Source organism: Neisseria sp. P0001.S005, assembly GCF_051963715.1.
Window position 1 is genome coordinate 1 of sequence record NZ_JBQCTZ010000203.1, and the last position, 5957, is coordinate 5957.

The 5957-nt window shown below is 46.6% G+C and carries 6 protein-coding genes; 3 read left to right on the top strand and 3 right to left on the bottom strand.

Annotated features, from left to right (window positions below; all coding sequences use genetic code 11):
* On the top strand, positions 1-2055 hold a 2055-nt coding region (locus ACTHSP_RS16865), incomplete at its 5' end, for a RelA/SpoT family protein (RefSeq protein WP_440346504.1).
* Positions 2056-2172: 117 nt separating this feature from the next.
* Here the strand turns inward: ACTHSP_RS16865 and ACTHSP_RS16870 are convergent.
* From ACTHSP_RS16870 to ACTHSP_RS16880, 3 genes are all read right to left on the bottom strand, one after another.
* A complete protein-coding gene (locus tag ACTHSP_RS16870; RefSeq protein ID WP_049344044.1) occupies positions 2173-2334 on the bottom strand; it encodes a hypothetical protein in 162 nt (53 codons plus the stop codon).
* A gap of 75 nt (positions 2335-2409) precedes the next feature.
* Entirely contained in the window at positions 2410-2871 is a 462-nt protein-coding gene (gene recX, locus ACTHSP_RS16875) for a recombination regulator RecX (RefSeq protein WP_314512989.1), read from the bottom strand.
* A 100-nt stretch (positions 2872-2971) separates the two neighbouring features.
* Complete coding sequence (locus ACTHSP_RS16880; RefSeq protein ID WP_314512988.1) at positions 2972-3685, bottom strand: phosphoglycolate phosphatase; 714 nt, start codon at positions 3683-3685, stop codon at positions 2972-2974.
* A gap of 421 nt (positions 3686-4106) precedes the next feature.
* Between ACTHSP_RS16880 and ACTHSP_RS16885 the strand changes: the two genes are divergently transcribed.
* The gene (locus ACTHSP_RS16885) at positions 4107-5372 is read left to right on the top strand and encodes a Glu/Leu/Phe/Val family dehydrogenase (protein ID WP_039861976.1); all 1266 of its coding nucleotides are present in this window, start codon (positions 4107-4109) and stop codon (positions 5370-5372) included.
* 160 nt (positions 5373-5532) lie between these two features.
* Positions 5533-5957, top strand: a 425-nt coding sequence (locus ACTHSP_RS16890; RefSeq protein WP_440346505.1) for an FKBP-type peptidyl-prolyl cis-trans isomerase N-terminal domain-containing protein, incomplete at its 3' end; no start/stop codon positions are given.

The following is a 5957-nucleotide window of genomic DNA, read 5'->3' on the forward strand; positions in this document are numbered from 1 at the left end:
GAGCTTGAAAGAGCCGTTGCCTACGCTTTCCACGCCCATGACGGACAAACCCGTAAAAGCGGCGAACCCTACATCACCCATCCCCTTGCCGTTGCCACGCAGCTTGCGATTTGGCACATGGATGTTCAAGGCCTCTGCGCGGGTGTTATGCATGATGTATTGGAAGATACGGGTGTAACCAAAGTCGAAATGGCGGCAGAATTCGGCGATACCATTGCTGAAATGGTAGACGGCCTTTCCAAGCTGGAGAAACTCAAATTTGAAGATCATGCCGAGCATCAGGCGGAAAGTTTCCGCAAGCTTATCCTCGCCATGACTAAAGACGTGCGCGTTATCGTCGTCAAACTTGCCGACCGATTGCACAATATGCGTACCCTTGGCTCTATGCGTCCGGAAAAACGCCGACGAATCGCCAAAGAAACCCTCGAAATCTATGCTCAAATCGCCAACCGCATTGGTCTGAACAATGCGTATCAAGAGCTTCAAGACTTATCGTTCCAAAATCTCCACCCAAGACGCTACGAAACCCTGAAAAAAGCCATGGACAACAGCCGCAAAAATCGCCGCGATGTTGTCGGCAAAGTGTTGCGTGCATTCAGTCAGCGTTTGGTCGGTATCAATATTGAAGCCAAAATCAAAGGCCGTGAGAAAAACTTGTACAGCATCCATCAAAAAATGCTGGCTAAAAAGCTGCGTTTTGCCGAAGTGATGGATATTTACGGCTTTCGGGTCATTGTAAACAGCATTCCTGCCTGTTATGCCGCGTTGGGCGCATTGCATAATTTATACCACCCCAAGCCCGGCCGTTTCAAAGACTATATCGCCATTCCGAAAAGCAACGGCTACCAAAGTTTGCACACGACCTTGGTCGGCCCTTACGGTTTGCCGATCGAAGTGCAAATCCGTACGCGTGAAATGGATGCAGTGGCTGAGGGCGGTATTGCCGGTCATTGGATTTATAAATCCGGTGAAAATACTCCGGACCAAGCCGTTCTCCATATGAACCGGTGGATGAAAAATATTCTTGACCTACAGGCCAGCAGCTCAAATGCCATCGAGTTTCTGGAGCATGTCAAAGTCGATTTGTTCCCCAACGAAGTCTATATCGTTACCCCGAAAGGCGATATCCTTACCTTGCCTAAGGGTGCAACGCCGATTGACTTTGCCTATGCCGTGCATACCAACATCGGCCATAAAACCGTTGCCGCGCGCATTAATAACGTCATGATGCCGTTGCGCACCAAGCTGAAAACCGGCGATACGGTAGAAATCATTACTTCCGAACATGCCAAGCCCAATGTAGCATGGTTGAATTTTGCCGTTTCCAGCCGTGCGCGCAGCGCCATCCGCCAATACATTAAAAATCTGAATCGTCACGATGCCGTTGTTTTAGGTGAAAACCTGCTGCAAAAAGCTTTATCCAGTCTGTTGCCTAAAGACATCCTGCTTTCAGACGACCTCAAAGAAAAATACCTTGCCGATTTGAATACCAAACAAACCTCGTTTGAAGAGGTTCTTTACAATGTCGGTATGGGGCATACTTTGCCGGTACACGTTGCCATGCATATTGCCGAGTTGGCTGGCCAACATTTCGGCAGTGAGGTCAAACTCAGCCCGATTAAAGTCAACGATCAAGAGACCGGCCGGATTCATTTTGCCGAGTGTTGCCATCCGATTCCAGGCGATCCCATTCGCGCTTTATTGGTCAAAGACAAGGGTATGATTATTCACCGTGATACCTGCCAAACTTTAGTCAAAGCCGATCCGGAAGAGCAGTTGGATGCCGGTTGGGACAGTTTGCGTAATCAAACGTACCGCACCATCCTCAACGTCAAATCCGAAGATGCGCATGGTTTGTTGGCTTCAATGGCGCAAGCGATTTCCAATTCCGGTGCGGATATCGAATCTGTTGATACGCCGACCAAAGCGCAAGCAGGAACGGAAGGTTTTGTAGAGTTTAAATTCACGATTAAAGTCAAAGATTTGGATCAGGTTAATCAGATTATTCATGCAATGCATGCCAATCCGAATATCCGCAAAGTGATTCGAGGATAATCTCGTTATAAGCAAAGGCCGTCTGAAAGTGTTTTCAGACGGCCTTTTTGATGTTTACAAATAAAAGCTGTTGGCTTTTTTAAGAGGGTTTATGGCTTTTTTGTAATCGGATTAGATTTAATTCAACCAAAAACGGAAAACCAAGAAGAAAACCAAGGCCAAAACGCCGGCCCAAACCAGCAACATGAATCCGGCTACTGCCTGACCCAAGCGGTAAACAGGGTTTTTGCGTTCATCTTCGAGTAGGGGATTAGGTGTATCGTGCGGTTTGTCGGACATGATGAAGCTCTGATTGAATTATTGAATAAAAGAGTAAGGGTACGCCGATAGAAGCAAAGTTTCAAGTGGGAATGATTATTGATAGAAGTCTTCGTCTTCATTCCACGCCGTTTTTAAGGCCGTCTGAATGGTGTCAGCACTAAAGCCGCGATAGGCAAGGAAACGCGCTTGTTTTTGTTTTTCTTTTAAATCTTGGGCTTCTTGCTTGAATTTTTTACGCAAGACGGAAATAGCGGTTTGTAGCTCGTCCTGCCTATCGGGTAGGAAATCCCGACAGTCGTCTGCATCGATGCCTTGTTGCGCCAAGGCTTGCTTGAGGCGGAGTGTGCCGTAACGGTTGCTTTTGCTGTGAATATAGGCTTCTGCGTAACGTTGGTCGGATTGCCAATTCCGTTCGGCAAATTCGTCCAAAACCTTTTCCAATTCTTCTTCGCTTTCAGCGTGCGGAGCCAGTTTGCGTTTCAAGCCGACACGGCTGACTTCCTGACGAGAAAGAATATCCAAGGCGCGGGCGCGTAAGGTTTTGGGAGGTTTCATGGGGATATGGAAGAGGAGGGAGTTTAACTACATTGAATTACATTTCAGACGGCCTGATTGGGCGAAAGCACCGAAAAGGCCGTCTGAAAATAAAGCCGAATTATTCTTCGTCTTTGTTTTTTTGCGGTTGCAGATTTTCGTAGATTTCAGGCAGCGCGCGAATCAACAAATCAGGTTTGGTCGCTTTGTCTTGAGAGAGCAAGGTCATGTCACCGTAGCCGAATGTTACGCCGACGCTGAAGCAACCGGCCGCTTTGGCGGCAATAATGTCATTTTTAGAGTCGCCCACCATCAGCATATTGGCAACGTCGATGCCCAAAACTTCGGCTGCATGTTGAAGCGGCAATGGGCTGGGTTTTTTCTCAGTCAGGCTGTCGCCGCCGAGAACCAGGCTGAAATAGTCGTCGAGATTGAGCTGTTTCAGCAACTCAGCAGCCAGAATTTCATTTTTGTTAGTAATGACAACCAATGGAATACCCAAGGACTTCAGCAGGCCGAGACCGGCTTCAGTTTCAGGGTAGGGGTGGGTAAAGTCACTCAAGTGCTCGCGATAATATTTCATAAAGAACACAAAACCTTTTTCCCAGATTTCAGGATCGGCTTCTTTTTCACGATCATTGGTAATGACGCGATGAACCAATTTGCCGATGCCGTCGCCGACATAACTTTCAACCGTTTGGGTGGGCAAAACAGGTAAACCCAAGTGCGCACACATGGCTTGGGCTGCTGCGGCCAAATCGGGAACGGAATCACATAAGGTACCGTCCAAATCAAAGGCAACGGCTTGAACGTGTTCTAAAGCAGCAGTGGTCATTGAGTAGCTTTCTGTCATATTATTTAAGCGCTTATTTTAACATTGTTTGCCTGATTTGCCGATGTTTTGCTGATTCTTTAAAGGGATATTTGTTTAAATTGTTAACAATTTTTGCTGGTGTAAGGCTGTTAGCCTATTTGGAATATGGAAGGGATTTTGTCAACAAAAAGGGTGGTTTGGTAGGCATTAAAAAACAAAGGGTTTGTGTGTTTTTTTGAATGGTTTGATGAGCATTTATACTAGGCCGTCTGAAAATTTTTTGGTCGGCATGCCGATATTTTCAGACGGCCTCAAACTAAATTCATATATAAATGAATAGATTTGCTTTTTATCGACTACATGCTATTACATTTTTGTCCGTTTTTGTATATAGTAACGGGTATGGCTCTCGTCTAATCATATGTATGAAAAGGAAAAATACATGTCCGCATCTGCTGTAAAAGAAACGCTGAATCCGTTTGAAATTGCGCAAAAACAAGTGAAAACTGCCTGCGACCGTCTGAATGCCGATCCAGCAGTATTTGAAATCTTGAAAAAGCCGCAACGTGTTTTGGAAGTCAACTTCCCTGTCAAACTCGACAACGGTACAGTAGAAAACTTCACCGGCTACCGTTCACAACACAATAATGCCGTCGGCCCTTACAAAGGCGGCGTGCGTTTCCATCCCAATGTGAATATGGACGAGGTTAAAGCCCTGTCTATCTGGATGACCATCAAATGCTGCGTGGCAGGTATTCCTTATGGCGGCGGTAAAGGCGGTATTACTTTGGATCCGCGTAACTATTCTGAAGCGGAATTGGAACGCATCGCCCGCGCTTATTCCGAAGCTATTTCTCCGCTAATTGGTGAGAAAATCGATATTCCTGCTCCTGATGTGAACACCAACGGCAAAATCATGTCTTGGATGGTTGATGCCTATGAAAACGTGGTGAAACATTCCGCACCGGGCGTATTTACCGGCAAACCGGTTGAGTTTGGCGGCTCCTTGGCGCGTACCGAAGCCACCGGTTACGGTGTAAACTTCGCCGCTGTCCAAGCTTTGGAAAAACTGGGCAAAGACGTGAAGGGCGCCACTTACGCCATTCAAGGTTTCGGTAACGTGGGCTACCACACCGGTTACTATGCACACAAAGCCGGTGCGAAAATCGTTGCCGTATCTACTGTTGACGTTGCCATCTACAACGAAAACGGCTTGGATATGGAAGCAATCATCAAAGAATTCCAAACCAAAGGTTTCATCACCAACGAAGCCGGCTACGGCAAAGAAATCAGCAATGCCGAACTTTTGGCTTTGGAAGTGGACGTCCTCGCCCCTTGCGCGCTGGAAAACCAACTGACTTCTGAAAACGCCGGTAAAGTCCGCGCGAAAATCGTGGTTGAAGGCGCAAACGGCCCGACTACTCCAGAAGCCGACGTTATCCTGCGTCAAAACGGCGTATTGGTTGTTCCTGATATTTTGGCAAACTGCGGTGGCGTGGTGGTATCCTATTTTGAATGGGTACAAAACCTGCAAGGCTACTACTGGGAGTTTGACGAAGTTCAAGAGAAAGAAACCGTTGTCCTGCGCCGTGCGTTCCGCGATATTTGGAACTTGGCTCAAGAATACGATGTCGACCTGCGTACCGCTTCTTACATGATGAGTATCCGTCGTGTTGAAAAAGCAATGAAGCTGCGCGGCTGGTATTAATCGTTTGACTGATAGCTAAAAGTAGGCCGTCTGAAACCTGTTTTCAGACGGCCTTAATGTTTTTGATAAGAGCCTTTACAAATTTTAATCCACCTTGATTCCATTTCAATCAAACTCAGCTATAATCCCCTTTTTTGACCTTTCCGGAAAAGACATAATCATGAACAAAACTTTCAAATTCAGCGTATTGGCTTTGTCTGCTTTGTTGGCACTGACTGCTTGCAACCAAAAAGATACTGCCGCTAAAGACGCTCCTGCTGCTTCCGCAGCTTCAAATGCGACTGCAGATGCTTCTGCCATCGGTTCTACTGCCCAACAAGCCAGCTACGCAATGGGTGTGGACATCGGCCGTTCATTGAAACAAATGAAAGACCAAGGTACGGAAATTGATTTGAAAGTCTTCACCGAAGCCATGGAAGCCATGTTTGAAGGTAAAGAAGTTAAAATGACTGAAGCTCAAGCTCAGGAAGTGATGATGAAATTCCTGCAAGAGCAACAAGAAAAAGCTACTGCCAAACGTGCTGAAGATGCCAAAGTAAACTTGGAAAAAGGCGAAGCGTTCTTGAAAGAAAACGCGACTAAAGA